Source organism: Bradyrhizobium sp. LHD-71, assembly GCF_031157255.1.
In the GTDB taxonomy this organism is placed as follows: Bacteria; Pseudomonadota; Alphaproteobacteria; order Rhizobiales; family Xanthobacteraceae; genus P52-10.
Genome location: NZ_JAVIFX010000030.1, coordinates 59263 through 84375, shown reverse-complemented (window position 1 = coordinate 84375; position 25113 = coordinate 59263). Strand labels below are relative to the sequence as shown.

Below are 25113 nucleotides of genomic sequence, written 5' to 3'. Positions count from 1 at the left end.
CCGCCTCGCGTTCGTCTCGCGCGAACGCTTCAAGCGATGTGTCTGACCTTATACATCCAGCAGTTCGTCGTCGGCGAATTCTGCCTTGTCCTGGATGAAAGCAAAGCGCGGCTCGGCCTTCACCCCCATCAGCCGCTCGACCGAATCCGCGGTTCCCTCGCGATCGTCCGGCAGCAGCACGACGCGCAGCAGCGTGCGCTTCGTAGGATCCATGGTGGTTTCCTTGAGCTGGTTCGGCATCATCTCGCCGAGCCCCTTGAAGCGACCGACATCGACGTTGGCATTGGCGCGGAATTCGTTGGCGATGATCTCGTCCCGATGCTTTTCGTCGCGTGCATAGAACGTCCTGCCGCCGTGACTGATCCGGTAGAGCGGCGGCACCGCCAGATAGAGGTGCTTCTCGTCGATCAGCCGTGGCATCTGCCGGTAGAAGAACGTGATCAGAAGCGAAGCGATATGCGCGCCGTCGACGTCGGCGTCGGTCATGATGATGATGCGGGAGTAACGCAGGTCCTCCTGGCGATAATGCGCTCCGGTGCCGCAACCAAGCGCCTGGATCAGGTCCGCGAGCTGCTGGTTGGCCGTCAGCTTGTCCTTGCCGGCCGAGGCGACGTTCAAAATTTTGCCGCGCAAGGGCAGGACGGCCTGGGTCGTGCGGTCACGTGCCGCTTTCGCGCTGCCGCCGGCGGAATCGCCCTCGACGATGAAGAGTTCGGAACCTTCCTGTCCGGCCATCGTGCAGTCGGTCAGCTTGCCCGGCAAGCGCAGCTTCTTCACCGCGCCTTTGCGGGCGATTTCCTTTTCCTGGCGCCGGCGCACGCGCTCCTCGGCGCGTTCGATCACGAACTCGAGCAGCTTGTTGGCCTGCACCGGATTGCCGGCGAGCCAGTGATCGAACGGGTCCTTGATCGCCTGTTCAACGATCTTCTGGGCCTCTGCGGTGGCAAGGCGATCCTTGGTCTGGCCTTGGAATTCCGGTTCGCGAACAAAGACCGAGAGCATGACCGCGGCGCCCACCATCACGTCCTCAGACGTGATCGTGGCGGCTCGCTTGCCTTGTCCGGCGCGTTCGGCGTGGTCCTTGAGGCCGCGCAGCATGGCCGTGCGCATGCCGGCCTCATGGGTGCCGCCGTCGGGCGTCGGAATGGTGTTGGTGTAGGAGGACATGAAGCCGTCGGCGTCCGCCGTCCATGCGACCGCCCATTCGCAGGCGCCGTGCGCACCGGTGCGGCCGGCCTTGCCGGAGAAAATGTCGGGATGCACCAGCGTGTCGGCGTGGATCGCAGCGGCAAGGTAGTCTTTCAGCCCGCCAGGGAAGTGGAAGGTGTCCTGCGGCGGGACGTCCTCGAGGCCGCGCACCAGCTCCGGATCGCAGGTCCAGCGGATTTCGACGCCTCCGAACAGATAGGCCTTCGATCGCGCCATCTTGAACAGGCGCTGCGGCTTGAACGTCGCCTTGGCCCCGAAGATGTCAGGATCCGGCTTGAAGCGCACGCGCGTGCCGCGCCGGTTATGCACCTTGCCGAGGTCCTCGAGCTTGCCCTTCGGCTGCCCACGCTCGAATGTCATCCTGTAGAGTTTTTGATTGCGCGCGACCTCGACCTCGAGCCGCGAGGAGAGGGCGTTGACCACCGACACGCCGACACCATGCAGACCGCCCGAGGTTTCGTAGACCTTGGAATCGAATTTGCCGCCCGCGTGCAGGGTGCACATGATCACTTCGAGCGCGGACTTCTTCGGAAACTTCGGATGCGGGTCGATTGGAATGCCGCGGCCATTATCGGAGACGGTGAGATATCCGTCGGCGCTCAATTCCACTTCGATGAAGGTTGCGTGACCCGCAAGCGCCTCGTCCATCGAGTTGTCGATGACTTCGGCGAACAGGTGGTGCAGCGCCTTTTCGTCGGTTCCGCCGATATACATGCCCGGACGGCGCCGGACCGGCTCCAGACCTTCGAGGACTTCGATATCCGCCGCGGTGTAGCCGGCCTCGCCCCCGGTCGCGCGGGCGGCCCCGCGCGACGATGAGGCTGTGGATCGTGCTTTTGGCGCGGCCGTGGCGAACAGGTCGTCAGAATCTGTTTTCTTGGCCGCTTTCAGTGGTTTGGGCATGGTTCTTCAAGTATCTTGGGTGCGACATAGCGCGCGAATCAGTGATTTCTAACTATGCCATGGAAGGCGCTATATATGTGACCGAGGCCGGGCAGTTCCATCGTCCTGATCAGGATTTGCTCCCGCTTTAAGCAAAAGGTCCGCCGAGGAAGCGGGCAAGGGAGCCGAATGGGTTTTGAAGACATCGTCCGTAGCGTGATCGACTTCGTGCGCGATCATCAGGCGTGGGCAGCGCCGGTTGTGTTCCTGCTGGCCTTCGGAGAGTCGCTTGCGTTCCTGTCGCTGATGGTTCCCGGTTGGGCCGCGCTCGTGGGCATCGGCGCCCTGATGGGCGCGAGCGGCATCAGCTTCTGGCCGGTGTGGATTGCCGGTGCGATCGGCGCGGCGCTCGGCGACTGGATTTCGTACTGGATCGGCTACAAGTTCAAGGACGACGTCGCACGGATGTGGCCCTTGTCGCGCTATCCGGATTTGCTGCCGAGCGCAGAGCACTTCGTCAGCGCCTGGGGCGTGCCCAGCATCTTCATCGGTCGCTTCTTCGGACCGCTGCGGGCCTTCGTGCCGCTGGCGGCCGGAATTTTCGAGATGCCGTATTGGCGTTTTCAGTTTGCCAATTTCGCATCGGCGTTCGTGTGGGCGGCTGTCGTGCTGGCGCCAGGCACATTCGGCGTGAAGATGATGATGCACTGAAAGATCAGCACGTCATGTTCGCCGGATGGCGCCCACAACTTTCGCGAATGATTCGCAACAGCCAGGCGCCGCGCTGCGCCCATCCGCCGCGCGGCCAGATGGAATATGACCCTGCGGCCGGTGTTTGCCTTGCAATGTCGGAGCCTGCCGTCATCGCGCGGACACGACAGTCCGACATCCCCTTCAAGCTGTCCATCATCGGGAGGATTTCATGACAGATCTCACCAGGCGTTCAACGCTGGGCGTTGCCGCCGGGGCAGCGGCGCTACCGCTGCTGGCGCCCATGCGCGCGAAGGCTTCAGCCCCGCCTGTCGCGAAGCAGGTGCCCGGCGTTTATCGGTACAAGGTCGGCGATATCGAAGTCACCGTCGTCACCGACGGTGGCCGCACCGTCCCGCTGCCGGATACGCTCGTCAAGAACGCGACCAAGGACCAGGTCAACGCAGCACTTCAGGCAGCCTTCTTCGAGAAGGACAAGTTCTCGTTCTTCTTCAATCCAGTCGTCGTCAACACCGGCTCCAAGCTGGTGGCGATCGACTCCGGCAACGGCCCCGCCGCCCATGAGCAGAGCAAGGGCGCGGTCGGTCAATATCACACCAACCTCGCGGCGGCCGGCATCGATGCGAAGGCGATCGACATCGTCGCGATCTCGCATTTCCATGCCGATCACATCGGAGGTCTTGTCACCGCGGATGGCAAGCCGGCTTTCCCGAATGCGGAAGTCATGGTGCCGGTGGCGGAGTGGGCTTACTGGATGGACGAGGGTAACATGAGCCGTGCCCCGGATCCGCTGAAGCCGGGATTTCAGAACGTCCGTCGGGTGTTCGGAGCGCTTGGCGACAAGGTCACGCAGTATGAGTCGGGCAAGGATATCGTGCCCGGCATCAAGAGCATCGCGACGTACGGCCATACGCCTGGCCATACCTCACACATGATCACCTCAGGCTCGCAGACCGTCGTGGTCCAGGGCGATGTGACAAACCTGCCGCAACTGTTCGCGCGCAATCCTGGCTGGCATGCGTCGTTCGACATGGATGGCGCGAAGGCGGAAGAGACGCGACGCAAACTCTACGACCAACTGGCCACCGATCGCATGATCGTGCAGGGCTACCATTATACGTTCCCGGCCGCCGCTCATATCGAGAAGGACGGCAACGGTTACCGGCCGAACCCGGTTGCCTGGCAGCCCGTGCTGTAAGGCATATCGTAGCCAAGCGAAGCCGTGCGAAGGCCGCCCGAGGAGGCGGCCTTCGTGTTTCGCGCGGACCCTGCGCTGCCCCTCACTGCCTTTTGATATTTCGCAAAGATGCCCGTCGACGGTATGCGAAGAACAAAATTCGGGCCACGAGCTTAATGACAATGCTATTACTGAATCGGAACGCGCGGCCCCCCTGCGTCGACGCGGCCCGAGCTACGAACTTGATGCCGGGCCCTGGCGAGCGTACAGAGGTGGCCGCGCCGGCGATGTTCCCGTGAGGTGACGATGGCGGATGCAGCGGAACTGAAGATACAGGCCTTCTTCGACGAGCCGACCCATACGGTCAGCTACCTCGTATGGGACGGGGCCAGTTCGCGCGGCGCAGTGATCGATCCGGTGCTCAAATTCGATGCCGCCTCAGGCGAAGCGAAAACGGACGCCGCAGAAGAGATCCTCGATTTCGCCAAGCGCGAAGGCGTCACGATCGACGCGATTCTGGAGACGCATGTGCACGCCGACCACCTGTCGGCGGCTCCTTACTTCAAGGAGAAGATCGGGGCGAAGGTCGCAATCGGCGAGCACATCCGTGACGTGCAGCAAATCTTCCGCGTGGTGTTCAATGCGGACGATGTCTCCGGGAGCGGTGCCGAGTTCGACATCCTGTTCAAGGACGGCGACACCTTCTCCATCGGCGGCCTGAAAGGTGAGGTGATGTACACACCAGGTCACACACCGGCCTGTGTTACCTACCGGATCGGCGACGCGCTGTTCGTCGGCGACACGTTGTTCATGCCCGACTATGGCACCGCGCGCGCGGATTTCCCCGGCGGTGATGCACGCCAGCTCTACCGCTCGATCAAGCGGGTACTGGCGCTGCCGGAAGCTACGCGCATCTTCGTTTGCCACGACTATAAGGCGCCTGGCCGTGACAGCTATGCGTGGGAAACCACGGTCGGCGAACAACGCCGCAAGAACCCGCATGTCCGTGACGGCATCGACGAGGACCAGTTCGTCAAACAGCGTACCGCGCGCGACGCGACACTTTCGGCGCCAGCGCTGCTGATGCCGTCGATCCAGGTGAACATGCGCGCCGGCCAGTTGCCGCCGTCAGACGCCAATGGCGTGCACTACCTGAAGATTCCGGTGAAGCTCGCGAGCTGACGCGACGTTCCTGGACCTGGGCGCATCCCGCATCTTGGTTAAAATGACCAGCGAGAGCTTCACCACCACGTGGCAATGATGAAGTCGACGTTCGGGATATGGCGCCAAACTGTACAGATGCTGTGCGGCGCCGCTCTCGCTGCGCTCGTGCTGGCAGGCGGCAGCTTCTGTGCACACGCGCAACAGGGGGGTGAGCCTGCGCCGAGAGCTCAGGAAGTCGCCTTTGATATTCCCTCACAACCTTTAGCGGCGGCGTTGAGCGATTTCGCGACCGCGAGCGGCACGCAGGTTCTCTATGAGACGTCGCTGGCAACGGGAAAGATGTCGGCTCCGGTCAAGGGCAAACTTGAGCCGGAAGCGGCGCTGCGTGCGCTGCTGTCCGGCACAGGCCTTGTCGGCCGTCGCACTGACGTTGACGCAATTACGATCGCTCCCGAACCTCGCGATCGTATTGCTGCCGCCTCTGCGGTTGTTCCGGATGCACGATTTCTTGGAGCGTTGCAGTCGGGGATTTTGAATGCGCTGTGCCGGAATGCCCAGACGCGACCGGGTGCTTATCGGATGGCATTGCAACTGTGGATCGCCCCCGACGGGCTGGTTCGGCACGCCTCATTGCTCGGCTCGACGGGGGATGCGCGGCGCGACGCATCATTCGTCCCGCAATTGCGGGACGTGCAGATTGCCGTACGGCCCCCGCCCGGAATGAACCAGCCGATCACACTGGCGATTGTGCCCCGTTCGCCGCTTCAACGCCCGGAATGCGGCGATCCATAGGGGGAAGGCGACAAGGCCCGGCGCGCCGATTGTAGTCCAACTGTTACATTTGCTTGTTACGGAAGCCGTCACTTTGGGCGGGCTGATGGGCAAGACGACTTGGACGGCGCTTCGGGACCTGCTCGCCGAGCGATATGACGAGTTCAGGACACGCTTGGCTCGTCGATTGGGCTCCGAAGAGCTTGCCAGCGAGAGCCTGAACGAGACATGGCTGCGGCTACATCGCCAGGATGATGCCGCCCCGATCCAAAGCCCTTCCGGCTATGTCTTGCGAACGGCCTTCAACATCGCAACGGATCGCCGCCGTATGGAGAGCCGGCGGGCGCGGCGCGCTGATCTGCTGGCTGCGTTCGATATTCCCGATCCGGCACCGGATCAGGCGCGCGAGCTTGAGGCGCGCCTTCAACTGCAAGCCATCGAGCAGGCGATCCAGACCTTGCCGGTCCGCACCCGCGACATCCTGATTGCCGCAAGGGTTCAGGGCCTGCCGCAGCAGGACATTGCGAACCGGTTCGACATCAGTCCGCGCATGATCCGGATCGAGCTGCGCCGGGCCCTCGATCACTGCGAAGCCCATCTTGAAAAAAATACGACACGTCATTTCCTGCCAGGGTCGTCTCAAACGTCTATGGACCAAGCGCACGACCTTCCCTCCACGCCGGTAAAGCCAAAGCAGGGAGGGCACGGGTGAATGGATATCCGGCAATGACGATCGGCGAAGAGCGCGTCCCGCACGAGGCGTTGCGGCGCCAGGCCAAGGATTGGGTGGTGCATATCGCGACCGGCGAGGTGACGCAGGCTGACCTGCGGGCGTTAGAGCGCTGGCGGGCGGAGAGCCCGCTACATGCGCAAGCTTATGCCCAGGCTTGTCAGATGTGGAGCATGCTGGAATTGCCGCTGCGAGCGGCGGCGCGCGCAACGGACCAGGCGACAACCATCCGGATCCCCGGCGTCCGCCGACCAATTGGGCGGCGCGCGTTCATGGGTGGCGCACTTGCCGCTTCGGCGGCGGCCGCCGGCGTCATGGTGACCAGGCCCCCCTTGGAACTATGGCCTTCGTTCAGCGAATTCGCTGCGGACTACCGCACCGGCGTGGGCGAGCAGCGCAAAGTCGCGCTTTCGAGTCATGGTTCGATCGAGATGAACACGCGCACGAGCCTGAATATTCGTGGAGCTTCAGGTGCGACCGACGACGTTGAACTGATTGCCGGCGAAGCCGCCGTTGCGGCAGGACAGCGCGCGGTGGTCGTGCGGGTCGCGGCGGGGCAGATCTCGGCGACCAATGCACAGTTTACGGTGCGTTGCGACGGCCCGGACGTGCGGGTGGTATGCTTGGCCGGCCGCGTCGAAGTTGATTATCAGGGACGAGCGGTGACCCTCCGCTCACGCGAGCAGATTGCTTCTGCCGCACATGATCTCGGCCCGGTCGTCACCATCGACCCCTACATCGTTGCGGGTTGGCGCGATGGCCTCTTGATCTTTCAGGACGAACCAATGTTGCGCGTGATCGACGAGGTCAATCGTTATCGTGCAGGGCGGATCATCCTGATGAACGCGGCACTCGGCGAACGTCGGATCAGCGCTCGCTTCAAACTCGCACGGCTGGATGCAGTATTGACCCAGTTTCAGGAAGCTTTTGGCGCGAAAGTCAGGCCGCTCGGGGGCGGTTTCGTGCTGCTAACCTGATGTCTCTGCGCATCGAAAATGATTTTACCGAATCCATTTCCTCTCACAGGGAGCTGAATCGTCTTTAGGCGGTCGGAAGTGTCCCGACGACCTGACAGCGCCGGCCAAGGTGCTGCTCGTGCCTGACTTGGAGAAAGACCGCCCATGCGCCGCTGTGCCGTCGACGTTCCGCCGAGTTCTGCCAGCCGAAAGGCGCGCCATGCGGCTCTGCTCGCTGGCGCAAGCGTCGTCGCGCTGCTCTTGGGAAATCCGGAAGCGGTGGCGCGTCCGTTGGGTGGTCGAGCACCGACACCCACAGCGGCGGCCGTTGCGGCGGCGCAATCGGCGGCCCAGGAGGCGTCAAGGGCAGCGAGCGCAGCGAGCAGCGCGTTGAAGCGGGCGACGCTTGCAATCCAGGCTCAGCAGGCGACCCAGCAGGCTGCGCGTGACGCGGCGCGAGCGGCGCTGAGTGCTATTCCGAACGGCCTGCGTCCCGGCGGCCTGCAGGTCGCGCCCGGCGCGGCGGGATCGCAGCTGTGGCAGGGCGCCAATCTGCCGACTGAATTCGCCAACGACGGCCGCACCCAAGTCACGATCGAGCAGACCCAGCAGAAGGCCATCCTCAGCTGGCAGACCTTTAACGTCGGTCGGGAAACCGACGTCTATTTCGATCAGCGCGCCGGTGGCGCCAATGCCGGACAGTGGACCGCGCTCAATCGTGTGCTCGATCCGAGCGGCGCACCGAGCCGCATCCTCGGGTCGATCAAAGCTGAGGGCCAAGTCTACGTTATCAATCGCAACGGCATCATCTTCGGCGGCTCCTCGCAGGTGAATGTCGCCTCGTTGACAGCGAGCACGCTCGACGTGCCGGACGCGAAATTCCTGAGCGGCATTGTAACGCCGCGCTGGGAAATCGACGCGAGCTTTGCGGCTGCGTCGGGCGGCGTAACTGGCGCGATCAAAGTGGAAGCCGGTGCACAGATCGAGACCCGCGCGCAGGGCCAGGTTCTGCTCTTGGGCGGTAGCGTTGAAAATGCCGGCACCATCCGCACGCCGGACGGCCAGACGCTGCTGGCCGCAGGCACCGCCGTGCATCTCAAGGCGAGCACCGATGCCGACCTGCGCGGCTATCTTGTGGAAGTGGACGGCGAAGGCTCGGCGATCAATCGAGGCGACATACTTGCCGAACGCGGCAATGTGACCTTGGCTGCAAAAGACGTCGTCGCCGGCGGCCGGCTCGGCGCCACGACCAGCGTTCTGGCGAACGGTTCGGTCACACTGCAGGCGCGCTATGATTCCAGCTTCGTGCCGGTAGGTCCCGGCGAGCCAGAGCCGCGGCGGTCGTTCCAGCACAGCGGAACGCTGATCATTGGCGAAGGCGCTCTGATCGACGTGATGCCGGATCTCTCCGACAAGACCACGGTGGCCGCGCGCGCGCTGCTCAATCCGTCGACGGTGTCGCTTTACGGCAGCCTCATCGACATCCGCGGTGGCAGCACACTGCTCGCGCCGGGCGGCAACGTCAGCGCCACGGCGCGGGAGAATCCGAACGACACGCGTAATCCGAACACGCTGGACGCGAGCCGAATCTATCTCGCGGCTGACGCCGTGATCGACGTGTCTGGCACGCGTGGTGTGCTGGTCCCGGTCGAGCGCAACTTCATCGAGGTGGAGTTGCGCGGCCATGAGCTGCGCGACAATCCGCTGCTGCGCAATTCGCCGCTCTACGGCAAGAAGGTGTGGATCGACATCCGCGACACCGGCCAGTTTGATGATCCGCTGATGCAGGGTGTCGAGTGGTTCGCAGGTGAGCCCGGCGTCTGGTACGGCTCGCCACTGTTCGACGCCTCCGGTCATATTGGGCTCGTTCGCCGTGGCATCGGCGAACTCACGTCCATCGGCGGCAGCATCACCCTGAGCGGTTACGGTGACGTCGTGGTGCGGGACGGCGCCACGCTCAACGTCAGCGGCGGCACGCTCGACTTCACGGCCGGATATGGCCAGGTGACACGCCTTCTCTCCAATGGCGGCATGGTGAGCATCGGCAACGCGCGCTGGGGCGAGGCCTACTATGGCATCGCCGGCAGCTTCACGCGCGAGAATGACCGCTGGAGCGTCTCCGAAACCTGGACATCGCCGCTGATGTCAGGCCGCCGCTACGAGGCCGCCTCGACGCAGGGGCAGGCAGCCGGCAGGGTGGCACTGAATGCGCCGCGGGTCGTGCTCGACGGTCTCGTTGCCGCCTATGTCGATCCTGGCACACGGATCAAGGCTGGTGAGCCGGCACCGCTCGGCGGCACACTGGTGCTCGGCGATGATGGTGCGACCTTCGACAACACCAACACGGTGAACTATCGCCAGGTCGGGGCGCTGATCCAGAACGGGCTCGCCGGTCTCGGCGAGGATTTCGACGCCGAAACCGAACTTGAGGACGATGTCGTCAGCACGCTGTCGGCCGAGCGCTTGCGGCAGGGCGGCATCGGCCGCCTGGAAATCTATGCCAATGGCACGGTCGAAGTCGAAGAGGGCACCCTTCTCGAACTCGGCGACGGCGCCACCGTCAAGCTGACGGCCGGCGCCATCACGGTCGATGGCACGATAAAGACGCCGGGCGGGCGGATCGAGCTCTCGACCTCGCTGCTGACGGTCAGCAACCAGGGCCTCTCCCAGTATTGGTACACCAATACAAGTGGGCTCGGCTCGGCGGGCTGGCAGGTCATCCGGCTTGGCGAGACAGCTCTGCTCGATGTTTCGGGTCGCTGGATCAACGACTTCCGTGCGCGCTCCTTTACGTCCGGCGCGCGCAACGGCGGCAGCGTGTCCCTCACCGCCGGCAAGCCGGGATTAGCCGGAGGGGCGGGGCGCGTTGAGCTCGCCGAGGGCAGCGTCATTGACGTGTCCGGCGGCGGCTATGTGGACGCAGGGGGTGATCTCAAGCTGAGCGATGCGGGATCGATCACCATCGAATCCAATGACGTCAGCCTTGGCGCGGAGTTCCGGGCTTACGCACTGGCGACGGCAATCGCTGCCGGTCGCGGCGGCACGCTGACCATCAACGGCGTCAATCTCTACGTCGCCGAAGCGCCATTACTTGAAGGCGGAATTCTCCCGGCCGGCCAAGCGGCGCCCAAGGATCTGAAACTCAAATCCGAGTTGGTCATTCCGGCAGGCTTCCCGTCGCCAGTCGACTTCACCAGAACCGAAGCCCGCGATCGTCTCGCTCCGGGCGAATTGGCCCCCGCGCCAACGTACCTCCCTCAAGAGAATGGAGCCGCGTATCCGGTGATGACCCACGCGGACTGGGTCGTTCCGAACACGGTGGTCCTGGTCGCGGACGAGTTTTGGAATGAATATTACGAGGGAATGCTAGTTCCGGCCGGCACCAAGATCATATGGTGGGGCTGGGATGGGCGTTTCTTGCCGGCTGGTTTTCTCGTTCCGGCCGACGTGTTTCCGGACGGCATTCCCGTTGAACCGTTCACTGTGCAGGTCCCGGTACCTGCCGGCACCATCCTGACCGATCCATTGACGATGGCCGCTGGCACTCTGGTCGCCAAGGGCACTGCTTTGCCGATCGCAGCGGAAATGGTGCTGCCCCCGTTGCTGGCACCGGACTTCTTCACCCGCGGCGGTTTTGCCCAGATCAATCTGAGAGGCCCCAGCGAGATCACCGTTGGCGCTGGGACGCATCTAGCGCCCAAGGCCGAGACACGTCTTGTTGAGGAATGGAGCACCCACGAAACCGGCACGGCACTCTCCCGGGTCGGAGCCGTCACGCTGCAGCCCGCCGGTATCCGGCCGGCTGCCAGCCTCAGCCTCGACGCGAGCCTCAAAGTGAAGTTGGGAAATCAACCCCCGCAAGGGCAGGGCGTGCTGACAGTCGAACGCGGCAGCACGATCGTGGTCGATCCTGGCGCTGCGGTATCGCTGACGGCCGGTCTCCGCGTGGAAGTTGCGGGCACGATCGTCGCGCCGGGTGGCTCGATCACCCTGGGCATCACGGACGTGGCCGAAGGCGAGGCCGTTGCGATCAAGCACGAGTCCAACCGCGCCATTTGGTTGACGTCGGAGGCGCAACTGCTCGCCCCCGGCGTGTTCGTGCCCGCTTACGATCCGCATGGCTTGCGGAAAGGCGCGGTGCTCGCTGGCGGCAGTGTCACGCTGGACGCGTCGGCGAGCGGCTATGTCGTCACCGAGGATGGATCGCTCATCGACGTGTCGGGCGCGGCGGCGGAGCTGGATCTGCGGCCCGCAGTTCGGCCGATCCCATCGCTTCGCCGTGATGGACGGTTCGGCACGCGACCCACCTTGGTGTGGAGCAATGCCGGCAGCATCGTGATCGCGGCGCGCGACGGCGGCTATCTGGAAGGCGCGTACCGGGCGGCTCGGGCTCATCCGCTCGCCGGCGGTGGGAGCTTCACGCTTGCCAGCAACTATCCGCGGCCGCAGACCGCATCTCAGGTGCTGACGACGGAGATTGTCCTGCGCCAGTCCGGCACGAAGTTGCCGAACGACCTCGCGCCGGGTGCCAAGTTCGATGCGGGTACGCCGCTCGCCAAGTTTCATGTTGCTGCGGAGGCCCTCAACCAGGCGAACTTCGATGCAATCACGCTGTCGGCGGATGGCGCGATCGCGGTCGAGGGCAACGTCACGCTCGGTGCCCGCCAAGCGCTCACGCTCGACTCGCGCGTCCTGCGCTCGATCGCGAGCGCCGAAGCGCCGGCGCCGCTCATCCACCTGACCGCGCCCTATCTCGCCATCGGCAACTACGGCATCAACCGTCAGACGAATGTGCCTTCTGCGGCGGCGGGTGCCGGCAAGCTCATGGCCGAGGGCGATCTCATCGACCTCGCCGGCAACCTCAATCTGCAAGGCATTGGCACAGCGGAGTTCGTCAGCGAGGGCGACCTGCGCCTCGTCGGCGTGGCGACGTCCGGTACGCCGCTGTTCGACGAAAATGGCGAGCCGGTGATGACCACCACCGATCAGGGCCAGCCCGTACAGGCAACAGCCACGGTTCCTACCGGCGCTTTGCGGATTGTCGGTGACCTTTCGCTCGCTGCAGCGCGGATCTACCCGACCATGGCCACGCGCTTCTCGCTCGAAGCGAGCGGCCCAGGGGCGTCCGTCACTTTCGCGCGCGCAGGCACTGCCGAAACACCGCCGCCTTTCTCCGCCGGCGGCTGGCTCGTGGTGATGGCGCCGGAGATTGTTCAGGCGGGCGTGTTACGCGCACCCTTCGGCAAGATCACCCTCGATGCCGGCGACACGGGTCTCGTGCAGCTTGCACCCGGCAGCCTCACCTCGGTCTCCGGCGCCGGACTGCTCTTGCCCTATGGCATTGTTGAGAACGGTGAAACCTGGAAGTTCTTTGCGGGATCGGGCGTAAGCAGTTTCAGCCTTGCCGACGGCACTCTCGTGGCGCCGCCGGCCAAGCGTCTGACGCTCACGGGTGGTGAGCTCGACTTCGCTTCCGGCGCCACCATTGACGTCTCGGGCGGCGGCGACCTCCTCGGCGTCGAGTTTGTGCCCGGTACCGGCGGCTCGCGCGATATCTTGAACTCCGGCGCGGGCGTCTTTGCGGTCCTGCCGGGCTATCGTGGAGCTGCGCCGATCGATCCCGATGCCGGTCACAACTGGCAGCTTCAGGTTGGGGACAGCGTCTGGCTGTCGGGCGTCCCGAACCTGGCCGAGGGCTATTACACGCTGCTGCCGGGCCGCTACGCGCTGCTGCCCGGCGCTTTCGGGCTCTCCGTGTACGCAGACGCCGCCGATGTGTCGCTCGGGGCCACGCCGCGGCCGGATGGCTCGTGGATCGTTGGTGGCTTTCGCGCCACGGCAAATGGTGCCTCACGCGACGCTCGCACGTCGCTGTTTCAAGTCATGCCGGGCGATACGGTGCGCCGCTACAGCGAGTATGTGGAACACAAGGCCAGCAGCTTCTTCACCACAGCGGCTTCGCGGCTCGGCGAGGTCACACCGCGGCTGCCGACCGATGCCGGTCATCTCGTGCTCAATGCGGCCTCGGCGCTCACGCTGGACGGCACGACACGCTTTGCAGCGGCCTCCGGCGGGCGCGGTGGACTCGCCGATATCGTTGCCGAGTCGATTGCCGTGGTGCGGTCGGATGCAGGCCCTGTCGATGGCTATGCCCTGACACTTGATGGCGACGCACTGACACGGCTCGGCGCCGACAGCTTGCTGCTCGGCGGCACGCGTCTCACGGGACGGACGCAGACAACCATCGACGCCCGGGCCGCGCGCGTACTGATCGCCAACGACGAAGCCTCTGCGATCATCGGGCCGGAAGTGCTGCTGGTGGCCAAGGGTAATCTCGGCGAGCCGGAAAGCGGCGCGATCGACGTGGCCGCTGGCGCCGTGATCCGCGCAGAGGGCAAGACAGGCGACACGTCCATCAGCCGCATCGTTATCGGTCGGGCTCCGAGTTCGGGAGAAGCGACGGGCAGTGGCAACGGCGCCGCACTGATCGTCACCACTGCCGCCGACCTCCGACTTAGCCGCGTCGACCGGTCGGGCGACGCCAACGGCGCGGAGCCCGGTCGGATCACTGTCGCCGATGGTGCGACTCTCTCTGCAACCGGCGGCGTCGTGCTCGATGCCACTGCCGACACTGTGGTGGGCACGACCGCACGCTTGATGACGCCGACGCTTGAGATCGCGACCAGCCGCATCAGCTTCGGGGAAGCGCCATCCGGCACTGGCGGCTTGGTGCTCGACAATGCCGGGCTCGCCCGCCTTGGCGACAGCAGACGGCTGATCCTGCGCAGCTACAGCACGATCGACCTTCATGGTTCCGTGATGGTTGGCGCTAGCGACGCAAGCGGCCGGCCGCTCGTCAGCGACCTCGTCCTCGACGGTATGCTCGTCCATCGCGGCGGAGGTTCGGCCGCTGTTCAGGCCAGTCTCCTCACACTGCGCAACAGCACCGGGATCGTTGTCGCCGACAACCCGGCTGCGAGCGGTACACTGACATTGCGTGGCGACCAGCTCATCATCGGTGAAGGCGAGAACCACATCCGCGGCTTTGCCGCAGTCACATTTGAGGCCGGAGGCGATCTGAAGTTCGCCAATGCCGGCGGCCTGACGGTCGGCACAGAAACAGAAGCCGCGACCGTGATGATTGCCGCGGCCTCGATCAGCGGTCGCAGTGGCGCGAACCAGCACCTGACGGCCACCGGCGATCTCGTTGTGCTGGGGGGACGTGCATCGGCCGGTTCGAACAGTCCGGATTTTGGCGCGGTGCTCACGCTCTCCGGACGCAACGTGTTGATCGGCGGGTCAATCGATCTGCCCTCGGGCGCGCTGACGCTCGATGCAGAGGCCACGCTGACCATTGAGGGCGGTGCGCGCATCCTTACAGCCGGTCGGGATATCGCTTTCTTCGACCAGACTCGTACGGTGCCGGCGGGGGATGTGACGCTCATCGCCCGTCGAGGCAATGTCGAGATCCGCGCTGGCGCGGTGATCGATTTGTCGGCTGGAACGGGCAGCAGCGAAGGAGGCACACTCGAAGTCCAGACTCCAGGTGGTGCGCTCGTCCTGGCGGGTGCGCTCAAAGGCGGGAGCTTCGCACTCGATGCGACGACGATTTCTGATTTCGGAGGGATCAACACCGTACTGAATGCGGGCGGCTTCGCTGAGGCGCGCAGCTTCCGCATCCGCACCGGTGATGTCGTGCTCGACGGCATCACTCGCACAGGCTCGCTCAGCGTCGTCACGGACACGGGCAGCATCACCGTGGCATCCGGCGCGCAGGTCATGGCGGATGGCGCAAAGGGCGGCACTGTTCGTCTGGTGGCCGCGGAGAACCTGATGATCCGCGGTGGCGCGTCGATCGCAGCGCGTGGCGGCCAAGGGCGCGGCGGACGCGTCGATCTCGTTGCGGGGGCAGGGGCACTGGCTTTTGAGTCCGGCGCGGTCATCGATGTCACCGGCGCGACGCGCGGCGGGCGTATCCATCTGCGCGCCGGTCGCGATACGGCGACATCTGGTTTCCGGCTGACCGATGCATCTGGCCGTTTCGTCGGCGCCGAGCGTGTTGATGCCGAGGCGGTCTGGGCCTATGACGGTATCGCGAACCTCGACGCCGCGACGCTCAACGGTGCGCTCGCTGATGCCGAAGCTTTTATGGCGGCCGAGAAAGACTTCATCCTCTCGAGGCTCGAGCGGACGAGCGACGCCAATTTTTATCTTGTCTCCGGCATCGAGTTCAGCTCGTCGGGCGACATGACGCTGGCCGAGGATCTCGATCTCGCCGGCAAGCGCCCGGGCGGCGAGGTTGGCGTACTGACGCTCCGTGCCGCCGGAACGCTTAAGATCGACAAATCGATCAATGATGGTTTCGACGGCTTCGGCTGGTCGGGGAACACGCGTGACCCGGTGGTCGCAGGTTCAGTCCCTCTGTCCGTGCGCGGGACGTTGCGTGCGGACGACAGCTGGTCCTTCGGATTGGTGGGAGGGGCCGATCTTGGGTCCGCCGATCCGTTGGCTGTTGCGCCGCTGTTCAGCCTGCCCGACAACTCCGGCAATGTCGTGCTGGCGACCGACGTGATCGTGCGCACCGGCACCGGCGACATCGATCTCGTTGCCGGTCGCGATATCGTGTTCACGCCGGGCAAGACGATCAAGCTGCGGGATCCCAACGATCCAACGCGCATGATCGACCTTGCCCAGGCGATCGATAGCGCGGGATTTCCGCTGGCACCCTATCGCGATTGGCTCGTCGTCAAAGACCCGAACGATCCGAACTTCGACTCCTACTACCGGCCATCGGCCATCGTTTACACGGCCGGCAAGCTTGCCGGGCCGGGCCAGGTCGCGCTTGCCACCGGCTTCACCAATCGCGCGAGTTTCGCGGAGGGGGGCGGCGATCTCAACCTCACCGCGCAGGACGATGTTAAAGGCGCGCCACGCGATACAGGTTGGGGCTGCCGGAGTGGTGCAAGCGCCGGGACGTGCTTCTGGACGCCCTGGTCCCCGAACTACGGCAGCGCGATTCCGAGAACCGGGACCCAGTTCATCGCTGATTGGCTGATACGGCAAGGCCAGCTGAACGCCAATGGCACGGGCTTTGCGGTTTCGAGCGGCCGCGTTCTCAACACCGCCTGGGCGGTGGACTACAGCCGCTTCAAACAAGGCGTTGGTGCGTTGGGCGGCGGCGATGTCACCGTGACGGCGGGGGGCCGCATGGACAACATGACGCTCGCGGCGGCGCATAGTGGCTGGCTTGCAGCCGGCAATGGCGCGACGCTCGCGCCCGCGGTCACGCCGACTGGCGCGACGCTGAAGACCTATGGAGGCGGCGACCTTTCGGTCCGCACCGGCGGCGACGTCGCCGGCTCTATCGCCTATGTGGGCCAGGGGGTCGGCACGTTCCGAGTGGGTGGTACCATGGGTACTTCTTGGCTGGGCAACGGGGATCGCTTCGACAACATCATCGCTCTGGCCGACGCCCGCATCGACATCTCCGCCCGCGGCGATGTCCTGATCGGCGCCGTCTTCAATCCGACCCTGCTCCGGATCAGCCCCAGCCCCTGGGGGTCTTTCGGCGAGCAGTCTTACTTCTCGACCTACACCGATCGGAGTGCGCTCACCATCCAGTCCACTGGCGGAGACGTTCACCTGGCCACAATGACCACGGCAGCCGAGCATTCGAGCTATGCAGCCAGCTTCCTGAACCTCCTCGGCGATCCGCAGACAATTCCTGGTTCAACACTCAGTTTGCGTTATCTGCTGAGCAATCTGAACAGCAACGACCAGAACGCAAAATTTGCCGAAGCCTTCCAGTTCTGGCCGGGAACGGTTGAAGCTCTCGCCTTCAGCGGTGACATCTCGGCCGGAGTGCCATGGTCCGATGGACCAAATCTGAACTATGGCAGCCTGACGGTGATGCCGGCGCGTAACGGCAATCTCACGCTCTTAGCGGCAGGATCTGTCGATCTGCAGCGCATGAGCTACCATACTGCCGTTGGTGGTGATGGCAATTTCGGCGTCTCCGATGCCGATCCCGCTCTGCTCGCCAATGTGTTCCGTCCGGCAAAGGATTTTGAAAAGGAGGTCCTGTTTCGTTTGTTCGAAAGGGTGACTCCACAAAGCGGCCGACCCGGCTCCGACCGCTCGCTGTCGCATGCGGCCAATCTCTACCGGGCCGCCGACACCGACCCGGTGCGCATCTATGCGCGGGACGGCAGCATCCTGTTCGGACCGGCATTCTTCGCGCCCAAGCCGGCATCAATTCAGGCCGGGCTCGATATTGTCGATCTGAGTTTCGTCGGCCAGCACTTCACCGCTGAGCAGACGACTGTTGTCCAGGCAGGTCGCGACATTGGCCGGCGGGCGGCGATCCAGGTGGGCAATATCCTCGTCGACCCCGCCCTTGGCAACAACGCCGGCACCACGATCATCCTGGGCGGGCCGGGACTGCTCGACGTCACGGCCGGACGGCATCTCAACCTGTTCGACGCTCACGGCATCGAGACCGTCGGCAACCAGATGAACCCCTATCTGCCGCTCAATCAGGGGGCGAGCATCGCGCTCACCCTTGGCGCCGGCGCCAAAGGACCGGACTATGCCGCCTTCGCCGGCGCCTATCTCGATCCGGCCTCGGCCGGGCGTGCGGCCCGGCACTATGCTGAGGAGATGGCGGCCTTCACGCGCGGGGAGACCGGCAATGGCGCGTTGAGTGAGGCGGACGCCTGGGAGGCCTTCCACGCTCTTCCTCAGGATCGGCGCAACGCCTTCATCCGCAAGACCTTCTATCAAGAGCTTGCTGCTGTCGGCAAAGATGCCGCAGTGTCGAAGAACTACAATGCCGGCTACGACGCGATCGCGATCCTGTATCCGCAAGCGCCGGACACCTATGCCGGCGACCTGTCAATGATCTACAGCCAGGTCAAGACAGTGCAAGGCGGCGACATCGACATCCTGGTTCCCGGCGGGCGCATCGATGCCGGGCAGACGGTGCGTCCACGGTCGCTGCAGCTCAACGCTGCCGGGCAAACCGTGAGGGGCAATGTCAAGACGCCCGACCGGCTCGGCATCACCACCGTGCGTGGCGGCGACATTCGCGTCTTCCTTGATCGCAGCATGACGGTGAACTCGTCGCGCGTGTTCACTCTCGGCGGCGGCGACATCCTGATCTGGTCGTCGAACGGCGACATCGATGCCGGCAAGGGCGCCAAGACCGCGCTGCTCGCACCGCCACCGCGGATCATCTTTGATCCTGCGAGTGGTGCTTTCAAAACCGAGTTCACCGGCGAGGCGACGGGTAGCGGTATCGGCACGCTGATCACGGGGGCCGATCAGGACCGCGGCGATGTGAGCCTGATCGCTCCGCGCGGCCGGGTCGACGCCGGCGATGCGGGCATCCGCGTCTCGGGGAATCTCGTGATCGCCGCGCTCGAAGTGCGCGGCGCGGACAATATCCAGGTGAGCGGCACGTCACTCGGCGTACCGACCAATGCGACTGACACGGGCGCGCTGACGTCGGCTTCCAACACTGCCGCTGCGGCCCAGCAGACGGCTGCGCCAGCGCAAGCTGGCAATTCAGATCAGCCGTCCGTCATTATCGTCGAGGTTCTCGGCTTCGGCGGTGGCGACGGCAGCGAGCCGGGGAGGGACGACGAACTTCGCCGGCGAAGTCAGGAGCGACAGAGTTACGACTCCACCAGCTCAATTCAATATGTCGGCGTCGGACAACTGACGGAGGAGCAATTGCGGCAACTAACGCCGAGCGAGCAACAGAGGCTCGCAGCCCGCTAAGGTATGTGAGTTTAAGTTGGGTTCTGCCGTCACGTCGCGAAGGCGGGCATCCAGTACGATGGCGCGAATTTCTGAACGACGAAAGTGGATCAGGTTCGAGATTGCGGTGCTCCGAACGTCATGTTCGGTCGCCGCATCCTCGCGAACGATGACCTACAGCAGCTTGAAGATCGCGAGCGCCAGTACGGCCTGGGCCAGAAAGCCGATCGAGTACACCACCGTGCGCAGCACCGGAATGCCGAAGGCATAAACCAGCGTGTAGGCGAGGCGAGACCAGAAGTAGACTGCGCACGCCAACACTGTCCACCGGCTCGAATAGTCGATCGCGTTGAGGATCAGCACGAGCGGCGCGAAAATGACGAGATTCTCGACGGCGTTCTCATGGGCAAACATCGTCCGGTTCGCCCATTCCGATTGCGGCTTGTCGGTTCTGGAGGGATTGGCCATTGCGCCGGAAAAGCCGCGCACCTGAACGCGGTTCACCAGGTAAGGTATCCACATCAGACCGGTCATGATGACGGTCAGCGTGAGCCAGAACAATTCGCGCGTCATTTGCTCCCCCAAATCCCCTGTCTGATGGCTGAGTCTAGCGATTCGGCGCGGTGCTGTCTCGCATCGAAAACGTGACTGCGATCAGGCGCGAACCCGCACATAGCTGCCGGGCGCGTTCTCGATCGGCGGGCGCGGACCCGCCTCGATCCGCCGCGCCGGCACCTCCTCGGCGTCGAGCGAGCCCAGCCATTCCCGCCAGTCCGGCCACCAGGAGCCCGGATGCTCCTCGGCACCCTTCATCCATTCGGCGAGATTCTCCGCAGCAAGGTCGTCGTTGGTCCAGTACTGGTATTTCTTCAGGGCCGGCGGATTGACGACGCCCGCGATATGGCCGGAGCCGGACAACACGTACTTCACGGGGCCGCCAAAGAATTTCGATCCCAACAGCACCGATTCTGCAGGCGCGATGTGATCCTCGCGAGTCGCGAGGTTGTAGACCGGCAGCTTCACCTTGGAGAGATCGAGCTGGGTGTTGTCGAGCACCATCGTGCCTTTCGACAGGCGGTTCTCCAGATAGCAGTTGCGCAGGTAGTACGAATGGTTGGCGGCCGGCATCCGCGTCGCATCGGAATTCCAGTGCAGCAGGTCAAACGCGGCTGGCTGCTGGCCTTTGAGATAGTTGCTGACGACGTACGACCAGATCAGGTCGTTGGAGCGCAGCATGTTGAAGGCATTCGCCATCCTTGAGCCTTCGAGCACGCCGTTCTGCCGCATGTCGCGCTCGAGCGCTGATATCTGTTCTTCATCGACGAACACGAGCAGGTCGCCGGCGTGGGTGAAATCGACCTGCGCTGCGAAGAACGTCGCCGACGTTGCGCGAACGCGGCGTTTTTCGGCCAGCCATGCCAGCGTGGAAGCGAGCAGCGTGCCGCCGACGCAGTAGCCGGCCGTATGGATTTTCATTTCGCCCGTGATCTGTTCGATCACGTCCATGGCGGCGAGGGGGCCTTCCTTCATGTAGTCGGCAAAGGTCTTCTCGCCGAGCGTCCTGTCGGGATTGACCCACGAAATGACGAAGACGGTGATCCCCTGGTCGACGCACCATTTGATGAACGACTTCTGCGGGCCGAGATCGAGAATGTAGTACTTGTTGATCCACGGTGGCACGATCAGCAACGGCGTGCGCAGAACGGTCGCCGTGGTCGGCTCGTACTGGATGAGCTGCATCAGCTCATTCTGGTAGATTACCTTGCCCGGCGTCACCGCCATGTCGCGGCCGACCTCCAGGTTTGCCGCGGACTGACGAATGCGCAGCGTGCCGTGGCCAGCCTCCATGTCCTCCGCAAACATCTGCATGCCGCGCGCCAGATTGTCGGCATTCGAGGTCATGGTCTGCCGCAACACTTCCGGGTTGGTCAGCACAAAGTTCGAGGGCGACAAGGCGTTGGTGATCTGCTGGACGTAGAACTCCGCCTTCTTGCGCGTGTGCTCGTCGATACCTTGCGCTTCCTGCACCAGCTCGTAGGCGCATTTCGAGGTGAGAAGATAGGCCTGCTTGAGGAAGTCGAAGAACTGGTTCGAGCTCCAGTCCGGATCCTTGAAGCGCTTGTCGCGCGGTGATGCTTCAATCGTCGTCGGCGCGGCTTCCCCCGCAAGACGACGTGCCGCGTTGCTCCACAGATCGAGATAGGCCTTGCCCAGTCTCGCCTGCAGCTCTGAGGCGCGGCCCGGATCGGAAAGCCAGTAACTAGCGACGGCGTGAAACGTCTTGACGACCTGCGCCAAATCCTCCGCCGTCTGATCCTGCATCGCGCCGTTTTCGCGCGGCTTCAGATAGGCGGAGAGCGCCTTGCTTCCGTTGTCCAAAGCCCGCGCGAGGTTCTTGGCGAAGGCCTCGGCATCGAAGCTCTTGGCGGCTTCTGTCAGAGGAGGTCTGTCGTTCATGGCGGGTTGAATACTAGATTGTCGCCGGCATGTCTGGTGACACTTTTTTGCTCAGTATTTCGTCGAGATTGCGGACGATATCGGTGACGGCAGCTGTTGCGGCGCAATAACTTCATGCTTTCGTCATATTGGCCAGCTAGCGCCTCTTAGGTTGCCGGACCTTTAATTCCTCTAATTCTTTGTCGGAATTTTATGGCCCGTGACGACGCGGCGCGGCCGTTCGTTCAGTAGTCCCAAGTGAGGTCATGTGCGTCACGCCGTACCTGCCGTTGTCATCCTAGGCCTCGTTCTCGGCGGCTGCTCCTCCGTGGCCGACGTGCCGCTGATCGGCGTTCCGGCAAACGCGCCGCCGCGTCCCGCACAGCCGGGATCCTACCTGCCGGTTCATGATCTTCCGCCAGCCCGACAGCAGGAGATGTTGTCGCTCCCCGACCAGACCCGCATCGAAAAGGAGCTGTCCGAGGCCCGCAACAGGGGCAAGGCGACAGCAGCCAGTGACGCGGCCGAGATCGCCGCCTCGGCGGCACCGCCTCCCAAGAAACCGCCGGCGAAAAAGAAGGCCGCAAACGAGCCCCGCTAACGTAGCCTTCACGAGGGGCCGTGCTAAAAGGGGTGCGAAATTGCCGCACCGCCGAATCAAGAAATGAATCGGAGGCGGTTCCCCGGAGCCCGAGATCAATGGAAGATTTCTACCGCATTCGCCGTCTGCCGCCTTACGTGTTTGAACAGGTCAATCGAGCCAAGGCGGCCGCACGCAATGCCGGCGCCGATATCATCGATTTCGGCATGGGCAACCCGGACCTGCCGACCCCGCCCCATGTGATCGAGAAGCTGAAGGAGACCCTCGGCAAGCCGCGGACCGACCGCTATTCTGCCTCCCGCGGCATCACCGGCCTGCGCAGAGCTCAGGCCGGCTACTATGAGCGGCGCTTCGGCGTGAAACTCAACCCCGAGACGCAGATCGTGGCGACGCTGGGCTCGAAAGAGGGCTTTGCCAATGTCGCCCAGGCGATCACGGCGCCGGGCGACGTCGTGCTCGTTCCCAATCCCAGCTACCCGATCCATGCCTTCGGTTTCCTCATGGCCGGAGGGGTGGTGCGCTCGGTGCCGGCCGAGCCGACGCCCGAGCTGTTCGAGGCGCTGGAGCGGGCGATCATCCATTCGATCCCGAAGCCGATCGCGTTGATCTGCTGCTATCCGTCGAACCCGACCGCCTATGTCGCAACGCTCGACTTCTATAAGGATCTGGTGGCGTTCGCGAAGAAGCACGAGATCTTCATTCTCTCCGATCTTGCCTACGCCGAGCTTTATTTCGACGGCAATCCGCCGCCCTCCGTGTTGCAGGTGCCAGGCGCGATCGACGTGACCGTCGAGTTCACCTCGATGTCGAAGACCTTCTCGATGGCCGGCTGGCGCATGGGGTTTGCAGTCGGCAACGAGCGCATCATCGCAGCGCTCGCCCGGGTGAAATCCTATCTCGACTACGGCGCGTTCACGCCGGTGCAGGTCGCGGCGACGGCGGCACTGAACGGGCCTGACGACTGCATCCGCGAGGTGCGGGAAACATATAAGAAGCGCCGCGACGTGCTGGTGGAAGCCTTCGCGCGCGCAGGCTGGGACATTCCGCCACCAGCCGCCTCGATGTTCGCCTGGGCGCCGCTGCCGGAGGCGTTTCGCAGCATGGGCAGCATGCAGTTCGCCACCCTGATGGTGGAGAAGTCAGGCGTCGTGGTGTCGCCCGGCGTTGCCTTCGGTGAGCATGGCGAAGGCTTTGTACGCATCGCCATGGTGGAAAACGAGCAGCGCATCCGCCAGGCCGCGCGCAACATGCGTCGCTTCCTTGAAAGCGGCGTCGAAACGTTGCACAACGTGATCCCCCTCGCCAACCGCCGCTAGGCGACTTCTTTTACGATAGGCTTTGTCTCCGTCATGGTCGCACCCTTGAAGGTGGGTATTGCGGGTCTCGGCACCGTGGGTGCGGAGGTCGTCCGTCAGATCGAACAGCAGTCGCGTTTGCTCGCGGCCCGCACCGGGCGGGCCGTACGGGTCGTTGCCGTGACGGCGCGCTCGAAGGCGAAGAAGCGTGACTTGAATCTGCAGGACGTGATCTGGGCGAAGAGCCCGCTTGCGCTGGCCAACGATCCTTCGATCGATTGCTTCGTCGAGCTGATGGGCGGCTCGGGCGAGCCGGCGCTGTCGGCCGTCGAGGCCGCGCTGCGCAACGGCAAGTCGGTGGTCACCGCCAACAAGGCGCTGCTTGCACGGCACGGCGTTCGGCTTGCGAAGCTCGCGGAGGAGCATGGCGGCGCGCTGAACTTCGAGGCGGCTGTGGGGGCTGCAATCCCGGCGATCAAGACCTTGCGCGAGGGGCTCGCGGGCACTGAGATCCACCGCGTCTACGGCATCCTGAACGGCACCTGCAACTACATCCTGACGCGAATGGAGCAGGAGGGATTGTCGTTCGCCGAGTGTCTGAAGGATGCGCAACGCCTTGGCTATGCCGAGGCGGATCCGTCGTTCGACGTCGATGGGCACGATACCGCGCAAAAACTCGCCATCCTGGCAAGCCTCGCCTTCGGCACCAAGGTCGCGCAGAGTGCCGTCTACGTCGAAGGCATTTCATCAATCAAGCCGGAGGATCTGCGAGCGGCCGAGGAACTCGGCTATCGTGTCAAGCTGCTTGGGGTCGCCGTGCGCACCAAGACCGGCATCGAGCAGCGCGTACATCCGACCATGGTGCCGCGCTCGTCCTCGATCGCGCAGGTCATGGGCGTCACCAACGCGCTGACCATCGACGGTGAAGGCGTCCCGCCGATCACGTTGGTCGGTCCCGGTGCGGGCGGCGCGGCGACCGCATCGGCGGTTGTCTCCGACATCGCCGACGTGGCGCGCGGCTTGCATATCGCTCCGTTTGGCCGCCCGGTGAAGCGGCTGCGCAAGACGGAAAAGGCGCCGATGATGCGGCATGAGGGCGGCTATTACATTCGTCTGATGGCCCGCGACTTGCCGGGAACAGCTGCGACGATCGCCAAGCGACTGGCGCAGCAGAATATCTCGATCGAATCTATTGTGCAGCGCCACCCCAATGGTGCCCCGGAGCCGCCACAAGGACGTGGAAAACGCAATGCGAAGGCCGCTAGCACATTGGTCCCGGTGATACTGATAACCTACGCCACCAGCGAGGATGGCGTTCGCCAGGCCCTTGCTGCGGTGCAGAACGACAAGGTGATTACCGGACGGCCGCAAGTCATCCGGATCGAGAAGAACTAGGGCATGATGCCGAAGACCTGCGCCGG

General features: G+C 64.0%; 13 protein-coding genes. 10 read left to right on the top strand and 3 right to left on the bottom strand.

Annotated elements, in window-relative coordinates; translation table 11 throughout:
- Positions 1-48: 48 nt before the first annotated feature.
- On the bottom strand, positions 49-2112 hold the full coding sequence (gene parE, locus RCO31_RS27825) for a DNA topoisomerase IV subunit B (protein ID WP_308971616.1): 2064 nt from the start codon (positions 2110-2112) through the stop codon (positions 49-51).
- 168 nt (positions 2113-2280) lie between these two features.
- Between parE and RCO31_RS27820 the strand changes: the two genes are divergently transcribed.
- The 7 genes from RCO31_RS27820 (at position 2281) to RCO31_RS27790 (ending at position 19381) form a co-directional block, all read left to right on the top strand.
- The gene (locus tag RCO31_RS27820) at positions 2281-2802 is read left to right on the top strand and encodes a DedA family protein (RefSeq protein ID WP_308971615.1); all 522 of its coding nucleotides are present in this window, start codon (positions 2281-2283) and stop codon (positions 2800-2802) included.
- Positions 2803-3013: 211 nt separating this feature from the next.
- Positions 3014-4000, top strand: a complete 987-nt coding sequence (locus RCO31_RS27815; protein WP_308971614.1) for an MBL fold metallo-hydrolase — start codon at positions 3014-3016, stop codon at positions 3998-4000.
- Positions 4001-4285: 285 nt separating this feature from the next.
- Complete coding sequence (locus RCO31_RS27810; protein WP_308971613.1) at positions 4286-5161, top strand: MBL fold metallo-hydrolase; 876 nt, start codon at positions 4286-4288, stop codon at positions 5159-5161.
- Between the two features lie 78 nt (positions 5162-5239).
- Positions 5240-5935 carry an STN domain-containing protein gene (locus RCO31_RS27805; RefSeq protein WP_308971612.1) on the top strand — a complete coding sequence of 232 codons (696 nt, stop codon included), beginning with the start codon at positions 5240-5242 and terminating at the stop codon, positions 5933-5935.
- Between the two features lie 73 nt (positions 5936-6008).
- On the top strand, positions 6009-6626 hold the full coding sequence (locus tag RCO31_RS27800) for an RNA polymerase sigma factor (RefSeq protein ID WP_308971611.1): 618 nt from the start codon (positions 6009-6011) through the stop codon (positions 6624-6626).
- A 14-nt stretch (positions 6627-6640) separates the two neighbouring features.
- On the top strand, positions 6641-7621 hold the full coding sequence (locus RCO31_RS27795; protein WP_308971610.1) for a FecR domain-containing protein: 981 nt from the start codon (positions 6641-6643) through the stop codon (positions 7619-7621).
- Positions 7622-7765: 144 nt separating this feature from the next.
- Positions 7766-19381 carry a filamentous haemagglutinin family protein gene (locus RCO31_RS27790; RefSeq protein ID WP_308971609.1) on the top strand — a complete coding sequence of 3872 codons (11616 nt, stop codon included), beginning with the start codon at positions 7766-7768 and terminating at the stop codon, positions 19379-19381.
- A 153-nt stretch (positions 19382-19534) separates the two neighbouring features.
- Here the strand turns inward: RCO31_RS27790 and RCO31_RS27785 are convergent, their stop codons facing one another.
- Together RCO31_RS27785 and RCO31_RS27780 are read right to left on the bottom strand one after the other, a co-directional pair.
- Complete coding sequence (locus RCO31_RS27785; protein WP_308971608.1) at positions 19535-19933, bottom strand: MAPEG family protein; 399 nt, start codon at positions 19931-19933, stop codon at positions 19535-19537.
- A gap of 81 nt (positions 19934-20014) precedes the next feature.
- Positions 20015-21817 carry a class I poly(R)-hydroxyalkanoic acid synthase gene (locus tag RCO31_RS27780; RefSeq protein WP_308971607.1) on the bottom strand — a complete coding sequence of 601 codons (1803 nt, stop codon included), beginning with the start codon at positions 21815-21817 and terminating at the stop codon, positions 20015-20017.
- Positions 21818-22064: 247 nt separating this feature from the next.
- Between RCO31_RS27780 and RCO31_RS27775 the strand changes: the two genes are divergently transcribed.
- The 3 genes from RCO31_RS27775 to RCO31_RS27765 all read left to right on the top strand — a co-directional run bounded on the left by RCO31_RS27775 (position 22065) and on the right by RCO31_RS27765 (position 25087).
- Positions 22065-22397, top strand: a complete 333-nt coding sequence (locus RCO31_RS27775; protein WP_308971606.1) for a hypothetical protein — start codon at positions 22065-22067, stop codon at positions 22395-22397.
- Between the two features lie 98 nt (positions 22398-22495).
- Positions 22496-23713: an LL-diaminopimelate aminotransferase gene (locus RCO31_RS27770; protein ID WP_308971605.1), complete on the top strand. Its 1218-nt coding sequence runs from the start codon at positions 22496-22498 to the stop codon at positions 23711-23713.
- A 33-nt stretch (positions 23714-23746) separates the two neighbouring features.
- A complete protein-coding gene (locus RCO31_RS27765) occupies positions 23747-25087 on the top strand; it encodes a homoserine dehydrogenase (protein WP_308971604.1) in 1341 nt (446 codons plus the stop codon).
- Positions 25088-25113: the final 26 nt, after the last annotated feature.

Excerpts from the sequence above, each read along its gene's own strand:
- parE (WP_308971616.1), bottom strand. The coding sequence starts at position 2,112 with ATGCCCAAACCACTGAAAGCGGCCAAGAAAACAGATTCTGACGACCTG.
- RCO31_RS27820 (WP_308971615.1), top strand. The coding sequence starts at position 2,281 with ATGGGTTTTGAAGACATCGTCCGTAGCGTGATCGACTTCGTGCGCGAT.
- RCO31_RS27815 (WP_308971614.1), top strand. The coding sequence starts at position 3,014 with ATGACAGATCTCACCAGGCGTTCAACGCTGGGCGTTGCCGCCGGGGCA.
- RCO31_RS27810 (WP_308971613.1), top strand. The coding sequence starts at position 4,286 with ATGGCGGATGCAGCGGAACTGAAGATACAGGCCTTCTTCGACGAGCCG.
- RCO31_RS27805 (WP_308971612.1), top strand. The coding sequence starts at position 5,240 with ATGAAGTCGACGTTCGGGATATGGCGCCAAACTGTACAGATGCTGTGC.
- RCO31_RS27795 (WP_308971610.1), top strand. The coding sequence starts at position 6,641 with ATGACGATCGGCGAAGAGCGCGTCCCGCACGAGGCGTTGCGGCGCCAG.
- RCO31_RS27790 (WP_308971609.1), top strand. The coding sequence starts at position 7,766 with ATGCGCCGCTGTGCCGTCGACGTTCCGCCGAGTTCTGCCAGCCGAAAG.
- RCO31_RS27785 (WP_308971608.1), bottom strand. The coding sequence starts at position 19,933 with ATGACGCGCGAATTGTTCTGGCTCACGCTGACCGTCATCATGACCGGT.
- RCO31_RS27780 (WP_308971607.1), bottom strand. The coding sequence starts at position 21,817 with ATGAACGACAGACCTCCTCTGACAGAAGCCGCCAAGAGCTTCGATGCC.
- RCO31_RS27770 (WP_308971605.1), top strand. The coding sequence starts at position 22,496 with ATGGAAGATTTCTACCGCATTCGCCGTCTGCCGCCTTACGTGTTTGAA.
- RCO31_RS27765 (WP_308971604.1), top strand. The coding sequence starts at position 23,747 with ATGGTCGCACCCTTGAAGGTGGGTATTGCGGGTCTCGGCACCGTGGGT.